Origin of the sequence: Streptomyces sp. SID11385 (assembly GCF_010548245.1) — a bacterium.
Taxonomy (GTDB): Bacteria; Actinomycetota; Actinomycetes; order Streptomycetales; family Streptomycetaceae; genus Streptomyces.
Window position 1 is genome coordinate 1 of the sequence record NZ_JAAGLR010000756.1, and the last position, 14,371, is coordinate 14,371.

Here is a 14,371-nt window from a genome sequence, read left to right on the forward strand (position 1 = left end):
CCCGCCGCGCCCGCCGCCGCGCGGGCCCGCGCGGCGGGCAGCGGATCGGCGACGGCGGTGAGCACCGCTCGTCCGGGGTGCGCGTTGATCCAGTCGGTGTACGTCAGGCCGCGGTTGCCCGCGCCGGCGAGCGCGATACGCACGGGCCCTTTGGCCCTGCGGAGTGGAGCAGTCATGGTGAGGTGTCCTCGCGGTACGGGGTGGTGCGGGGAGGGTGCGGGCGCACGGGCCCGGCGGGGGGTACGGGCACGGGGTCGTGCGTACGGGTATGGGGGCGGCGCCCGCCGGGCCGGTGACCCGGGCCGGTCAGCCGAGCAGCAGGTTCCCGTCCTCGTGCCGGACGCGGTCGCCCTCGGCGGGCAGCCGGGTGCGGGTCGTGCCGTCCTCGACGCACCCGCTGTGCAGGAGCCAGCCCTTGGCGAAGGCCGCTTCGGCGAGGTCGAGGCTGCCGCCGCGCAGCACCGCGCCCTGGGCGAGGTACTCGTTGGCGCCCTCGGCGAGCCGCACGTGCGCGGTGTCGCCCGCGGGTTCGCTCGTGCAGGCGCCGAGCCGCCACCGCACGGTCCGGTCCTTGTCGCCGGTACGGGAGAGCAGCGCGCCGGTCGCGTTGGTGCCGGCGAGCACCGCGCCGCCTTCGACCACGACCTCCTGGTCCTTCGCGCCGTTCAGGACGAGGCCGGTGTCCTGGTGGCGGCCTCCGCGCACGGTCACGGAGGAGTGCGCGAAGGTGCTGGGCGCCGCGTCGGCCTTGCCGGTGAAGGAGCAGTCCTGGAGCACGAGTGGGCCGGTGCCCTTGAAGGAGGCGCCGTCGAGCCCGTCGAGCGCGACCCGTTCCAGGTGCACGGCCGCGCTCACGTTCGCCGCGGTCACCTCGGCGCCCTTGCCCAGTGCGAAGGCGGAGTCGGCGACGACGGTGGGACGCGTCGAACGCGTCGAGGTCTGCGTGATCACGAGTGGCCCGGACGCGGTGCAGCCGCGCAACTGGGCGCCGTCCGCGTTGATCCAGATCATTCCGGAGCCGGACTGCGCGTTCCCGATGACGCGCATGTCCTCCAGCGTCAGGTCGGTCACGGCGACGCGCGCCACGAACCACGAGCACACGTGCCGCGTGACGCTGACGCGCTTCGCGGCACCGCCCCAGGCCGTCCCCGAGTTGGCGAAGGTCATGAGCCCGGAGTTGCCGGTGTAGACGAGGTCGTGCTCGAACTGCCCGTGCGTGACGAAGGGGCCCTGGTCGTCGCCGTCGCCGTGGCAGTTGGTCACGTAGCCGTACGCGGAGGCGGTCCAGTCGTTGAGGTGCCGGGCGTTGGCCGTGTGGCAGTCCTCGACGTGCCCGTACAGGCAGTAGATCTGCTGGGTGAGGTAGCCGGCGCCGCCCCACGTTACGGAGGACGGGTTCTTCAACTGGCACTGGTAGGTGTGGAAGTACGTGCACCAGCGGCGCATCACGACGGGCCAGAAGGTGCCGGTCGCGTCGATGCCGGAGACGTCGCAGGAGACCGCGTACTCGTAGGCGACGGGGTGCGAGCCGGAGAGCTGGTCGGCGTCGGGGACTCCTTCGAAGACCATGTTCCGCACGTGGCTGCGCGTCACGGGCTCGACCTTCCTCCACTGGAAGACGCGGCCCGCGGCGAGGTCCCAGCCGATCTTGTAGTTGACGCGGATGTGCGTGGTGTCGACCCGCTGCGTCACCTGGACGAGGCGCTGCACCTCCTTCTCGTACTGCCCGCCGCCGGGCTTCGCGTCGATCTCGACGGCCCACCACTCGCCGACCGCGAAGGCGCCCGCGTCGGGCACCTCGAAGACATCGGCGAGGTCGGGCATGGCGGCCGAGAGCTTCGCCGTGACGGTCGTGTCCGTGCGCGTGCCCCTGAAGTAGAGGACGGCGCCGAAGGGGTTGTCGTTGGCGTTCGGCTCGATGCCGGTCGTGGTGACGCGGTGGCCGCCGAAGTCGAGTTCGATGCCCGAGCGGCCGAAGGTGTGCCGCTTGGTGAAGTTCACATCGGTGTGCGCCTCGACGCGGTGCACGGCCGGGTCGTCGACGAGCGCGTCGAGCGCGGCGTCGGCGGGCGTGCCCGTACCGAAGAGGCCGAAGGAACGCAGGTCGATCACGCCGTCGTGCACGCGCAGCCAACGGCCCTTCTTGCCCGCGCCCTTGGGGGCGAGGACGGTGCCGCCGTTGTCATCGGCGCCGGACTTCACGTCCCAGCGCACGAGCATCCCGCCGCCGTCGCCCGGCGTGCGGTAGCCGGTGACGAGGACGGTCTCGCCGGGGGAGAGGGCGTGCGCCGACAGGTCCCGCAGGGCCTTGACGTCGGTGACGGTACGGAACGCGGGGGCGCCCTTGGCGGGCGCGGCGGAGGCGGTGGCGGTGCCGGCCGCGGTCGCGGCGAGCAGGAGACCGCCGAGGCCGCCCGCGCGCAGGAGTTGCCTGCGGCGGGCCGTGCCGGGCCCGGGGGCCTCGGCTCCGGCCCCGGTCTCGGGCTCGGGCAGTGGTGCGGGAAAGGGAGGACGGGACGCAGTGCTCACGGGGGACTCAACCTCGGGTGGTGGACCGGCTGGTGAGGTGGCGCATTCCCGCGGCGAACTACCGGTCGCACGACGGCCGTTGCGGGCCCGTACGAGCGGGGGCGGATGGCGAGGAGGGGCAGCGGGGCGCTCGGCCCCGCGCCGTGACCCCGGGAGAGCAGCCCGAGGGGGAAACCGGTCACGGCCCGGATCGGGCACTGGCCCTCCGGATTGCCGGTACCTAAGCACCCCCGGCGAGCGAGGTCAACCCCTCACGCCCGCCCGCCCCTCCCGGCGGGCCGCCTCCGCGCCGTGCCCGGGCCCCCGGGTCTTCACCGCCCGGCCACCTCCCCCACGTACCCGGGCCCCTACCGCTCGCCCGCTTCCCCCACGTACCCGAGCGCTCCGCTGATCTCCCCGGCCGCGTCCCGTACTTGCCGTCCCAGCTCCTGGAACCGCCAGCTCGGCAGGTCCAGTTTGAGCCCCGTGACGCTGATCGCCCCGGCCGGCTCCCCGCGGTGGTCGCGCAGCACACTCCCGATGCAGAAGATCCCCTCCGCGTCCTCCTCGTCGTCCAGCGCGTACCCCGTGGCCCGGACGTCGCGCAGGTGCGCGAGGAGGGTCGGCTCGTCGGTGATGGTGCGTGAGGTCCTGCGCGGGAGCCCGCTCGCGGCGAGCAGCGCCCGCGCCTCGTCCTCGGGCAGCGCGGCGAGCAACGCCTTGCCGAGCCCCGAGCAGTGCGGCAGCTCGCGCGTGCCCATGCGCAGGTCGAGCCCGGGCCCCACGGCCCGGTCCACCTGGTCGATCACGACCGCCTGCCCCGCCTCGGGCACCGCGACCCGCGCCGCCATCCCCGTCGTCCCGGAGAGCCGCGCGAGCACCGGGCGCGCCACGTCCCGCAGCGAGACCTGCGCCCTGGCCCGGTCCCCGAGCCGCGCGAGCGTCATCCCGAGCCGGTAGCGGCGGTTCATCCCCTCGCCCTCGTCGGCGACCATCCCGTAGTGCCGCAGCGTCTGGAGGATGCCGAAGGCCGCGCTCTTGGAGATCCCGCACGCCTTGCCGACCTCCGTGACGCTCAGCCCCCGCCCGGGGCCCCCGGCGGCCAGGGCCTCCAGGATCTCCGCGCCGCGCCCCACGGTCTTCACCCAGTACTTCGCCGCTTCGGCCGGTACCGCCGCCTCACCCTGACTCTTCTGCTGACTGTTCTGCATAGCAGAACACGATAGTGCTTACCTGATGCCCTGTCCGCAGAACGCCTCTTGACGCCGGAATCAGGCCGCTCTACGCTGAGCGCGCTGTTCCAAATAACAGAACACTGTTCTGAAAAATGAAGCCCGCGCACCAGCACCGGGCCTCACCACGGCACAGCAATCGCGACGAATGCGGCGGATGGCACCGGAATCCCGCTGAGCAGAGCGGGCCTCCGGCCGACAGCACTCGACGCAAGGAGCACCCCACATGACGCTCGCCGAACGCGCCCGCCGGGTCATCCCCGGGGGTGTCAACAGCGGCCAGCGCAGCATCCCCGGCTTCACCGAGCTGGTGATCGCCCGGACCCAGGGCTCGCGCTTCTGGGACCAGCACGGCCGGGAGTTCACCGACTACCACGCGGCCTTCGGGCCCGCCGTACTCGGCCACAACGACCCCGACGTCGCGGCGGCGACCGCCGAGGCCGGCACCACCCTCGCCCTCGCCGGCGTCGGCGTCACCGAGGCCGAGGTCGCCCTCGCCGAGGAACTCACCGCGCTCGTCCCCTCCCTGGAGAAGGTCCTCCTCACCAGCACCGGCAGCGAGGCCACCTTCCACGCCCTGCGCGTGGCCCGCGCCGCCACCGGGCGCGACCTCGTCGTCAAGTTCCAGGGCTGCTACCACGGCTGGCACGACGCCGTGAGCCTCAACGTCATCTCCGCACCGGAGCGGGTGGGCACGAAGGACCCGACGTCGACCGGCATCCTCGCGCCCGTCCTCGACGCGACGCTCGTCCTGCCCTTCAACGACCCGGAGGCGGTGCGCCGCGTCTTCGCCGAGCACGGCCAGGACATCGCCGCCGTCATCCTCGAACCCGTCCCGCACAACGTCGGCGCCCTCCTGCCCACCGACACCTTCCTGCGCACCCTGCGCGAGGAGTGCACGAAGGCCGGCACGGTCCTCGTCTTCGACGAGGTCATCACCGGCTTCCGGCACGGCCTCGGCGGCTACCAGGAGATCTGCGGCATCACTCCCGATCTCACTACCCTCGGCAAGGCCATCGCCAACGGCGCCCCCATCGGCGCGCTCGGCGGCCGGGCCGACCTCATGGACCTCTTCAGCACCCGCCCCGGCGGCCCCGCCTTCTTCGCCGGTACGTACAACGGCCACCCCCAGGTCGTCGCCGCCGCCCTCGCCACGCTGCGCAAACTGCGCGAGGAACCCGTCCACGAGCACATCTACCGCCTCGGCGCCCGCACCCGCGACGGGCTCACCGCCCTCTACCGCGAGCTGGACGTCCCGGCCGTCGTCACCGGCTTCGGCTCCGTCTTCGTCACGTACTTCATGGACGGCCCCGCCCCGCTCACCTACGACGACCTCCTCGCCAACGACGCCGCGCGCTTCATCGGGGTGCGCCGCGCCCTCACCGACCACGGGATCTTCGAGCTGCCGCTCAACCTCAAGCGCAGCCACGTCTCCTACGCGCACACCGACGACGACATCGACCGGCTCCTCGAAGCGACCGGGAAGGCCGTGCGCACCGTGCTCGCCGAAGGCACCCCCACCGACCTCACCCACACCTCGACCATGGGCGGAGCGCAGCGCTGATGCTCACCGTCAACACCACCCGGCCCGCCGGGCCCGCCGGGCGCATCACCCGCGTCGAGACCCTGATGCTCGGCACCGCCTGGCGCGACTTCGCCTACGTCCGCCTCCACACCGACGAGGGCCTCACCGGAGTCGGCGAGATCACCCACCCCTACCGCCCCCGCGAGACCTGCGCCCTCACCGAGGCGATGGGCCACCGCCACCTCGTCGGCGCCGATCCCTTCGACACCGAGGAGATCTGGCTGCGCATGTACCAGGGCGACTTCCTGCGCGGCGGCGACGTCGGCGGCATCGTCGTCTCGGGCGTCGACCAGGCCCTGCACGACCTCATGGGCAAGGCGCTCGGCGTCCCCGTCTACCGCCTCACCGGCGGCGCGACCCGCGACCGCGTCCGCGTCTACGCCAACGGCTGGTACACCGGCGAGCGCGAGCCCGAGATCTTCGCGGCGAAGGCCAAGGAGACCGTCGCACGCGGGTACACGGCGCTCAAGTTCGACCCCTTCGGCGCCGGGCTCCACCACCTGGAGAAGGCCGAACTGCGCCGCAGCGTCGACCTCGTCGCGGCGGTGCGCGAGGCCGTGGGCCCCGACGTGGACCTCTTCGTCGAGGGTCACGCCCGCTTCGGCACCGGGACCGCGCGGCAACTCGTCGACGCGCTCGCCCCCTACGAGCCCGGCTGGTTCGAGGAACCCCTGCCCTGGACCCTCATCGAGCGGTACGCGGAGCTGCGCGAGCGCGCGCCCTTCCCGATCTCGGGCGGCGAGCACTTCCACAACCGCCACGAGTACAAGCAGCTCTTCGCCACCCGCGCCGTCGACATCGTCCAGCCCGACCTGTCCATGGCGGGCGGCTTCACCGAGCTGCGCAAGATCGCCGCCGAGGCCGACACGCACGGCATGACCGTCGCCCCGCACAACTCCAACTCCCCGCTGTGCACGACCGCCTCGGTGCACGCCGTGCTCGGCATCACCAACTTCCAGATCCTGGAGACCTTCGACGGCCTCCTGGAGCCGTACGTCTTCGACGCGGTCAAGGGAGCGCTGCCCGTCGTGGACGGCCAGATCGAGCTGCCCACCGCGCCCGGCCTCGGTATCGAGCTGGTCGACGAGGTCTTCGAGGAGCACCCGCCCAGCCACCGCTTCTGGAACATGTTCGCGGAGGGCTGGGAGAAGAGGAACCGCACGTGAGCACCACCCCGGTCCCGCAGACGAGCACCACCCCGACCGGCCCGGCCCCCACCGTCTCCGGGCCGGCCCTCTCCGGACCCGCCGTCTCCGGCCCCGTCGTCGACGTCCACTCCCATCTGTTCCGCCACAGCCACGACTTCGACGCCACCTTCCGCGCCGAGTCCGCGCGCGCCCACGCGGGCGAGGTCGACCTGACCGTGCGGTACGAGGACTACGCGGCGAGCGCCCCGCCCGGCACCCGTACCGTCGTCGTCGGCGGCAAGGCCCGCAGGAGCGGGCTGTGGGTGGACGACGCGGCCGTCGCCGCGTACGTCGCCCAGCACCCCGAGCAGCTCATCGGCTACCTCGCGATCGACCCGACGCAGCCCGGCTGGCGTGAGGAACTGCGCCACGGACACCGGGAACTGGGCCTGCGCGGCATCAAGATCATGCCGATGTACGCGGGCTTCGACCCGGCCGACCCCGCGTACGACGACCTCTTCGGCTACGCCGAGGAGCACGGCCTCCCGCTCCTCGTGCACACCGGCACCACCTTCGTCTCGCAGGCCCCGCTCGAATACGCGATGCCCCGCCACCTCGACTGGGTCGCGATCCGCCACCCCGAGCTGCGCATGGTCCTCGCGCACCTCAGCCACCCCTTCGAGGGCGAGTGCGTCGCCGTCATCCGCAAACACCCGCACGTGTACGCGGACATCAGCGCCCTGCACTACCGCCCCTTCCAGCTCTGGCACAGCCTGCGGCTGGTCCAGGACTACGGGGTCTGGGACAAGCTCCTCTTCGGCAGCGACTACCCCTTCACCACGGTGAACGACTCCATCGAGGGCCTGCGCCGCATCGCCCGCGTCCCCGGCATCCCCGGGCTCGACCCGCTCGACCAGGACGCCGTCGAAGCCCTCATCCACCGCCCGGCACTCGACCTGCTCGGCCTGGCCTGAGCCCCCGGGCGCGCCCCCTCGCCCGGGGCGCGCCCGGTCCCGTACCCCTGGAGCCCTGATGGACCGATTCGACCTCACCGGGCGCACCGCGCTGGTCACCGGCGCCGCCGGTGCCCTCGGCCGCGCCTTCGCGCTCGCGCTCGCCGACGCGGGCGCCGACCTCCTCCTCGTGGACCTGCCGGGCGCCGAGGGCCTCGAAGAGACGGCCGAGGCGGTACGGGCCACCGGCCGCACCGCCGCGCTCCACCCCCAGGACCTCGCCCGGACCGGGGAACTGCCCGCCTTCGCCGACCGGGTGCGCGCGGCGGCCGGGCCCGTGCACATCCTCGTCAACAACGCCGGGGTCGCCGCGCTCGAACGCTTCAACACCATCACCCCCGCGAGCTGGCAGCACGTCATGCGGGTCAACACGGACGCCGTCTTCTTCCTCTCCCAGCGCTTCGCCGAGCACATGATCGCCGACGGCGCCCCCCGGCCGCTGGTGGCTGCCGCGACGCGAACGCGAGGCGGAGGCGGCCGAGGCGGTGGCGGCGCAGGGGGCCGGGCCCGTCGCGGCGAGTGCGGCGGAGGCGAGGACGGACGAGGTGGCGGAGGCAGTGGAGGCGGCGGGCGGGAGCCCTGGCGCGGACGCGAACGGGTCCGGGGCGGGGGACGCTGCCGGGACGGGGGACGTTGCCGGAGCGGGCGGCGGGGAAGACGCGGCCGGTGGGAGGGAGACGAAGGGCGTGAAAGACACCGGGGGTGCGAAGGACGGCGTCGCCGAGGAGATCGAGGCCCTGCTGGCGGAGACGGGACCGACGGGACCGACGGGACCAGGAGGCGACCGCGATGACGGTGGCGCGGGGGAGCGGCCTTCGGAGGGCGGGGCCCGGTGACGGGTTCTGGGGCGGGGCCGCGTGCTCCGGGTCCGGTGAGGTCCGGTGAAGGGCGCTCGGGCCGGGGACCCGCCGAGGGGAGCTGAGCAGCCAGGAGACGCGACGAGGGCGATGGGCCGGGGATCGCCGGTCACGCGCGAGGCGAGCGGCGGCATCGCGACGCAGGAGCCGGAGGACGGGGGGCGTGCGAGCCGCCTCGTCCGCCCCGCGCCCGCCGGCCCTTGCCGAGCAGCCCTCGGCGGCCTGACGGGTGGTCCGGCCCGCGGTTACTCGGCCAGGAGGGGGCGGAGTTCCTTCGGCAGGAGGTTCTCGCAGGCGTCGCGGGACTCGTGGGTGGCCGCGTCGTCCACGCACGTGAAGTAGTCGCTGTAGACGCCGTGGAAGATGAAGACGCTGGCCACCGCCATGATGCTCAGGGCCGAGGTGACGATGCCCGTGACCGCCGAAGGGACCTGGGGGCGGGTACGGGTGACGGGGCGCCCGTAGGGCGTGGGGGACGGCGCGGGGGCCGCGTGCTTCGACGCCTCCTCGCGCGCCCTCGTGGCCGCCTCCTCCGGGTCCTTGCCCTTCGCGACCGCGCGCAGCGCCGCCTCCGACTCCTGCGGGGTGCGGGCCCGGCCGCGCAGCGCCGAGATGCCCCAGTAGAGGCCGAGGGCGCCGAGGAGCAGCGCGAGATACGTCCAGCCGAGGAAGAGTCCGAGGACGAGTCCCCAGGTCCCGGCCATCAACGCGTAACGGGCGTGCCGCTGCACCGGGTCGGTGGGGTCCCAGCGGGGGATACGGGGGAACGGGCCGCCCGGACCACCGTTGCCGTTGCCCGGTCCCTGGCCCTGGCCGGGCCCCTGCTGCGGGCCGCCCTGACCAGGCCCCTGCCGCGGCCCCCACTGCCCCGGGCCCTGACCCTGGGGACCCCGGCCCTGCGGCCCCTGCTGTCCCTGCCCCTGCTGTCCCTGGCCCCTCGGCTCCTGCCCCTGCGGCGGAGTGCCCGGGCGGTTGCCCCAGCCGCCGCCGCGCCACGGCTCCGGCTGCCGGCCGCTCCAGCGCGTACCGCCGTTCTCGGGAGCGCGCGGGCGCCAGGGCTGGTCGGGGCGGTCGGCGGGCGGGGCCGCGAAGGGATTGTCCGGCTCGCCCCGCTCCTCGGGCCCGCCCCGAGCGCCGGACTCCTCCCGGTCGCCCGAGCCGGACGCCGAGCCCGTACCGCCCGAACCCGTACCGCCCGAGCCGGACGCCGACCCCGTACCGGAGGAGCCCTCACCGTTCCCCGTACCGGAGGGCCCCGCCCCGGTCCCCGCACCAGCGGACCCGGAACCGGACCCCGCCCCCGAGGCCCCCGGGGAATCGTCCCCCTCCCGCAGCGCGAACAGCGGCCGGACCGCGCCCTCGTGGCCCTCGTGGTCCCCGTCGCCGGGGCGGAAGGAGAAGGTGGGGAGCACGCCGAGCGGGGCTCCGGCGGCGGCGCCCGCGGGGGCGACGGTGCGGAGGCGGGGGCGGGCGGATCGGTCCGGCATCAGGAGGCGTCTTCCCCTTGCTGTGCGGCCGTCACGGGCGGGTGCGGGCGGCCTGGACTGACGTAAGGCGGCGGTGGGCGGGCGGCGGGCGCCCGCGCGGACACCCTTGACGCTACCTGCCGCGCGCCGCCCCTTCGGGGCTGGCCCTGCCCCCGGGAGCCCTCGGGGCCGTCCGAGTGCCCGTACGGGGGCCGGTATCGTTGCTGACGGTCGGCGGCTTCGTAGAGTTCCCCGTATCGCGTGACGCACCACCTTCGTGCGATGCCACAAAGCGGCGGACGCGTACGGCCCGCCGGGGTGAGTCGCGTCACACCGTGGTGACGTCCCGGCTCCCCGCCGCCTGCCGCCCGCCCCGCGAAACACCGCGGTCGCGCGCCCCGGCGCCGTACCGCCCCCTTCCAGAAAGGGCCGCTCGTGGCCTCCGCACCACCCTCCGGCCGGGAAACCGGCGTCAAGCGCCTCGTCGTCCTCGTCTCCGGCACCGGCAGCAACCTCCAGGCGCTCCTCGACACCATCGAGGAGCAGGGCCCGGAGCGCTACGGGGCCCGCGTCGTCGCCGTGGGTGCCGACCGCGAGGGCATCGCGGGCCTGGAACGGGCCCGCGCCGCCGGCATCCCCACCTTCGTCTGCCGCGTCAAGGACCATCCGGACCGCGCCGCCTGGGACCTCGCGCTCGCCGAGGCCACCGCCGCGCACGCCCCGGACCTCGTCGTCTCGGCCGGTTTCATGAAGATCGTCGGCAAGGAGTTCCTGGACCGTTTCGGCGGGCGCTTCGTCAACACCCACCCCGCACTGCTGCCCAGCTTCCCCGGCGCCCACGGCGTCAGGGACGCCCTCGCCTACGGGGCGAAGGTCACGGGCTGCACCGTCCACTTCGTCGACGACGGCGTCGACACCGGACCGATCATCGCCCAGGGCGTGGTCGAGATCCGCGAGGACGATTCGCCGGAGGGCGAGGCCGCCCTCCACGCACGTATCAAGGACGTCGAGCGCGCACTGCTCGTCGAGGTCGTGGGGCGCCTGGCCCGCCACGGCTACCGCATCGAGGGACGAAAGGTACTGGTTCCGTGACGACCGAGTCCACGACCACCCACACCGACACCGAGGGCCGCCGCCCGCTGCGCCGCGCGCTCGTCAGCGTCTACGACAAGACCGGCCTCGAAGACCTCGCGCGCGGCCTCCACGAGGCGGGCGTCCAGCTCGTCTCGACCGGCTCCACCGCCGGGAAGATCGCCGCCGCCGGGGTCCCCGTGACCAAGGTCGAGGAGCTGACCGGCTTCCCCGAGTGTCTCGACGGCCGCGTCAAGACCCTCCACCCCAAGGTCCACGCGGGCATCCTCGCCGACCTGCGCTTGGACGCGCACCGCGCGCAGCTCGACGAGCTGGGCGTCGAGCCCTTCGACCTCGTCGTCGTCAACCTCTACCCCTTCCGCGAGACCGTCGCCTCGGGCGCGACGCCGGACGAGTGCGTCGAGCAGATCGACATCGGCGGCCCCTCCATGGTCCGCGCCGCCGCCAAGAACCACCCCTCCGTCGCGATCGTGACGAGCCCGGAGCGGTACGCGGACGTGCTCGCCGCCGCGCGCGAGGGCGGCTTCGACCTGCGTACCCGCAAGCGCCTGGCCGCCGAGGCGTTCCAGCACACCGCCGCCTACGACGTCGCGGTCGCCTCCTGGTTCGCCGACGACTACGCGGCGGCGGACGACAGCGGCTTCCCGGACTTCACGGGCGCCACCTACACCCGCTCCCACGTGCTGCGCTACGGCGAGAACCCGCACCAGGGCGCGGCGCTCTACGTCGACGGCACGGGCGGGCTCGCGCAGGCGGAGCAGCTGCACGGCAAGGAGATGTCGTACAACAACTACACGGACACGGACGCCGCGCGCCGTGCCGCGTACGACCACGCCGAGCCGTGCGTCGCGATCATCAAGCACGCGAACCCCTGCGGCATCGCGATCGGCGCGGACGTCGCCGAGGCGCATCGCAAGGCCCACGCGTGCGACCCGCTCTCGGCCTTCGGCGGCGTCATCGCCGTCAACCGGCCGGTCTCCAAGGAGATGGCCGCGCAGGTCGCCGAGATCTTCACCGAGGTGATCGTCGCCCCGGCGTACGAGGACGGCGCGGTCGAACTCCTCGCGAAGAAGAAGAACATCCGCATCCTCGTCGCCCCCGGCGCCCCCGCCTCGCGCACCGAGACGAAGCAGATCGACGGCGGCGCGCTCGTCCAGGTCACCGACCGGCTCCAGGCCGAGGGCGACGACCCGGCCCACTGGACGCTCGCGACGGGCGAGGCGCTCGACGCGGCGGGGCTGCGCGAGCTGGAGTTCGCGTGGAAGGCGTGCCGGGCCGTCAAGTCCAACGCGATCCTGCTCGCCAAGGACGGCGCCTCGGTCGGCGTCGGCATGGGCCAGGTCAACCGCGTCGACTCCGCGAAGCTCGCCGTCGAGCGCGCGGGCGAGGAGCGCGCGGCCGGTTCCTTCGCCGCGTCCGACGCCTTCTTCCCCTTCCCGGACGGCCTGGAGGTCCTGACGGCCGCCGGCGTCCGCGCGGTCGTCCAGCCGGGCGGCTCGGTACGGGACGAACTCGTCGTCGAGGCGGCGAAGAAGGCCGGCGTGACGATGTACTTCACGGGAACGCGCCACTTCTTCCACTGAGCCCGGACGACCGGAGGGCCCTCGTCGACGCGCTGGTACGCACGTCGGCGGGGGCCCTCGGCTCGGTGTACCGCGAGCCGTTCAGCCGCGGGGCCTGTTGAACCAGGCGGCTCCGTCGGACTTGCCGACGAAGACGGCCACCAGGATGCCCATGACCAGGTGCGGGATGCCGACGAACACGAACGGGAAGAGCCCCAGCACCGCCGTCACGATGCCGAAGACGAGCGTGGTGATCCGGACCCCGTTGCCGCCGTTGCGTATCTGGAGGGCTAGGACGGCGGCGCCGATCGCCCAGACGAGCGAGAAGACGGCGATGCCCCAGGCGATGCCCGCGTTCTGTGAGTCGCTGAGCGTGGACTCGAAGTCGCTGAAGTCGTCGCCGTTGGAGGCGGCGGCGCCGAGGCTGTAGAGGACGGTGCCTATCAGGCACAGCCCGACCATGACCCACAGCATGACCCGGGCCGCCTTCACGCCGCCCGGCATCTCCGCCGGGTAGCCCGGCCCGCCGTACCCGTACCCGTAGCCGTACGGCGCGTTGGGGTCGACGGGCGGTGCCTGCGGGTAGCCGTAGCCGGGCTGCTGCGGGTAACCGGGCAGGTCTCCTTGCGGCTTGCCGGGCTGCTGGCCGCCGGGCGGGCCGTACGGGTTGTTGGGGTCGCCGTAGCTCATCGGTGTTCCTCCGGGGGACCGTTGGGGGGACGGTGCGCACCGTGGACGGAGGAACGAGCGCGTCGTGATCCCCCGGCACAGCCCGCGCGTAGGGTGACCATCCTTCGTTCGGAGGACACCTGGTGTCCAGGTGTTGACGAAGGGTGTTGTGCAAGTGAGACGCGCGGACCCCCGCCGTCGAGCCGCCAGGAGGGCACGTAAGAGGCCGCGTCCGGGGCACCGGGCCCGTACCGGCACCCGGATTCGTTCCCGGCCCCCCGCATCGGCGAAGATGTGCGGTATGAGCGCGCAGATTCTCGACGGCAAGGCCACCGCGGCACAGATCAAGTCCGAGTTGAAGGAACGGGTCGCGGTCCTGCGCGAGCGCGGCATCGTGCCCGGCCTTGGCACCCTCCTCGTCGGCGAGGACCCGGGGAGCCAGAAGTACGTGGCGGGCAAGCACCGCGACTGCGCCCAGGTCGGCATCGCGTCGATCCAGCGCGAACTGCCCGCGAGCGCCACGCAGGAGGAGATCGAGGACGTCGTCCGCGAGCTCAACGCCGACCCCGCGTGCACCGGTTACATCGTGCAGCTCCCGCTCCCCAGGGGCATCGACGAGAACCGCGTCCTCGAACTCATGGACCCGGACAAGGACGCCGACGGCCTCCACCCGATGAACCTCGGCCGCCTCGTCCTCAACGAGCCGGCCCCGCTGCCCTGCACCCCGTACGGCATCGTGCGCCTGCTGCGGCAGCACGGCGTCGAGCTGAACGGCGCCGAGGTCGTCGTCGTGGGCCGCGGCGTCACGATCGGCCGCCCCATGCCGCTGCTCCTCACCCGCCGTTCCGAGAACGCGACCGTCACGCAGTGCCACACCGGCACCCGCGACCTCTCGGCCCACCTGCGCCGCGCCGACATCGTCGTGGCCGCCGCCGGGGTGCCGCACCTCATCAAGCCCGAGGACGTCAAGCCGGGCGCCGCGGTGCTCGACGTCGGCGTCTCGCGCGACGAGAACGGCAAGATCGTCGGCGACGTGCACCCCGGTGTCGCCGAGGTCGCGGGCTGGCTCTCGCCCAACCCGGGCGGCGTCGGCCCGATGACCCGCGCCCAGCTCCTCGTCAACGTCGTGGAGGCGGCCGAACGCGCTGCCGTCTGAGCCCGGTTCGCACGGGGCGGTCGCGCGTTGTACGGGGCGGACGCGCGTCGCCGGAGGCGCGCCCCTGCGCCGGGGGCGCGCGGGCGGTCGACGCCCGTCCGCCG

Annotated in this window: 11 protein-coding genes and 1 pseudogene; 7 read left to right on the forward strand and 5 right to left on the reverse strand. The window is 73.6% G+C overall.

The window, feature by feature from the left end:
• The 3 genes and pseudogenes from G3I42_RS38465 to G3I42_RS23440 form a co-directional block, all read right to left on the reverse strand.
• Positions 1-176 (reverse strand): annotated as a pseudogene (locus G3I42_RS38465) (gfo/Idh/MocA family oxidoreductase); the annotation flags it as partial.
• A 130-nt stretch (positions 177-306) separates the two neighbouring features.
• Positions 307-2,109, reverse strand: coding sequence for a peptidase C14 (locus tag G3I42_RS23435; protein WP_164289019.1), 1,803 nt, complete (start codon positions 2,107-2,109; stop codon positions 307-309).
• Between the two features lie 767 nt (positions 2,110-2,876).
• Positions 2,877-3,719 carry an IclR family transcriptional regulator gene (locus G3I42_RS23440; RefSeq protein WP_203607217.1) on the reverse strand — a complete coding sequence of 281 codons (843 nt, stop codon included), beginning with the start codon at positions 3,717-3,719 and terminating at the stop codon, positions 2,877-2,879.
• Between the two features lie 247 nt (positions 3,720-3,966).
• On the opposite strand from G3I42_RS23440, the gene G3I42_RS23445 reads away from it, so the two are divergent.
• Genes G3I42_RS23445 through G3I42_RS37775 form a run of 4 tightly spaced genes read left to right on the forward strand, consistent with a single transcriptional unit; the run spans position 3,967 to position 8,258 of the window.
• The gene (locus tag G3I42_RS23445) at positions 3,967-5,304 is read left to right on the forward strand and encodes an aspartate aminotransferase family protein (protein ID WP_164289004.1); all 1,338 of its coding nucleotides are present in this window, start codon (positions 3,967-3,969) and stop codon (positions 5,302-5,304) included.
• Positions 5,304-6,491, forward strand: coding sequence for a mandelate racemase/muconate lactonizing enzyme family protein (locus G3I42_RS23450; protein WP_164289007.1), 1,188 nt, complete (start codon positions 5,304-5,306; stop codon positions 6,489-6,491). The genes G3I42_RS23445 and G3I42_RS23450 overlap by 1 nt, the downstream gene beginning before the upstream one ends.
• Positions 6,488-7,426 (forward strand): amidohydrolase family protein, encoded by a 939-nt coding sequence (locus tag G3I42_RS23455; protein WP_343244637.1) that lies wholly within the window; start codon positions 6,488-6,490, stop codon positions 7,424-7,426. Before G3I42_RS23450 ends, G3I42_RS23455 begins: the two co-directional genes overlap by 4 nt.
• Before the next feature lie 58 nt (positions 7,427-7,484).
• Positions 7,485-8,258 (forward strand): SDR family NAD(P)-dependent oxidoreductase, encoded by a 774-nt coding sequence (locus G3I42_RS37775; RefSeq protein ID WP_239096628.1) that lies wholly within the window; start codon positions 7,485-7,487, stop codon positions 8,256-8,258.
• A gap of 309 nt (positions 8,259-8,567) precedes the next feature.
• Here the strand turns inward: G3I42_RS37775 and G3I42_RS23465 are convergent, their stop codons facing one another.
• Entirely contained in the window at positions 8,568-9,809 is a 1,242-nt protein-coding gene (locus G3I42_RS23465; protein WP_164289009.1) for a hypothetical protein, read from the reverse strand.
• A 414-nt stretch (positions 9,810-10,223) separates the two neighbouring features.
• On the opposite strand from G3I42_RS23465, the gene purN reads away from it, so the two are divergent.
• Positions 10,224-10,880, forward strand: a complete 657-nt coding sequence (gene purN / locus G3I42_RS23470; RefSeq protein WP_164289011.1) for a phosphoribosylglycinamide formyltransferase — start codon at positions 10,224-10,226, stop codon at positions 10,878-10,880.
• The gene (gene purH / locus G3I42_RS23475) at positions 10,877-12,463 is read left to right on the forward strand and encodes a bifunctional phosphoribosylaminoimidazolecarboxamide formyltransferase/IMP cyclohydrolase (RefSeq protein WP_164289013.1); all 1,587 of its coding nucleotides are present in this window, start codon (positions 10,877-10,879) and stop codon (positions 12,461-12,463) included. The genes purN and purH overlap by 4 nt, the downstream gene beginning before the upstream one ends.
• Before the next feature lie 81 nt (positions 12,464-12,544).
• Here purH and G3I42_RS23480 read toward each other — a convergent pair whose 3' ends face one another.
• On the reverse strand, positions 12,545-13,132 hold the full coding sequence (locus G3I42_RS23480) for a hypothetical protein (RefSeq protein WP_164289015.1): 588 nt from the start codon (positions 13,130-13,132) through the stop codon (positions 12,545-12,547).
• A 280-nt stretch (positions 13,133-13,412) separates the two neighbouring features.
• Here G3I42_RS23480 and G3I42_RS23485 point away from each other — a divergent pair, with 280 nt between their 5' ends.
• Complete coding sequence (locus G3I42_RS23485) at positions 13,413-14,267, forward strand: bifunctional methylenetetrahydrofolate dehydrogenase/methenyltetrahydrofolate cyclohydrolase (protein WP_164289017.1); 855 nt, start codon at positions 13,413-13,415, stop codon at positions 14,265-14,267.
• Positions 14,268-14,371: the final 104 nt, after the last annotated feature.